The sequence below is a fragment of the Rothia endophytica genome (assembly GCF_928381505.1).
Taxonomy (GTDB): domain Bacteria; phylum Actinomycetota; class Actinomycetes; order Actinomycetales; family Micrococcaceae; genus Rothia; species Rothia endophytica_A.
Map to the genome: position 1 here is coordinate 1 of NZ_CAKMSJ010000040.1, position 394 is coordinate 394.

The 394-nt window shown below is 41.4% G+C and carries 1 protein-coding gene; it reads left to right on the top strand.

Going from position 1 to position 394, the window contains the following annotated elements; all coding sequences use genetic code 11:
• The first annotated feature begins 41 nt into the window (after positions 1-41).
• Positions 42-197, top strand: coding sequence for a hypothetical protein (locus L6990_RS11845; protein WP_237204377.1), 156 nt, complete (start codon positions 42-44; stop codon positions 195-197).
• Positions 198-394: the final 197 nt, after the last annotated feature.

Below are 394 nucleotides of genomic sequence, written 5' to 3' on the forward strand. Positions count from 1 at the left end.
GTAAGTAACACCTAATTATTTTTATCTAAGGAGAACCGATTATGGCTCAGAACGTAAACCTCATGGAACTGGCAGATGCACATACTGCTTTCGCAACCTCAGCAGAACTGGGCTCAGATGCAGCTTCTGACGCACCCGCAACCAGCCCCGTCTGCGTCGGAATCATCGTTGGCGCAACTCTGGGTGCTGGCTGCTAGAAAATTATAAGTAGCTATTTGCAATTTTCCTCGCAGCACAAATAATGCGTAGAGACGTTGCAAAGTAACTCGCAAAATATATCAAAGAAATGGTGGTCGGAATTTTCATTTTTCATGAAATATCCAGCACCGCAACTAACTATAAACAAAATTTTTATATTAGGACTTGCTGTCGTAAGTAACACCTAATTATTTTT

What these genes read in the sequence shown, in the direction of transcription:
- L6990_RS11845 (WP_237204377.1), top strand. Translation starts at nt 42, where the DNA reads ATGGCTCAGAACGTAAACCTCATGGAACTGGCAGATGCACATACTGCT.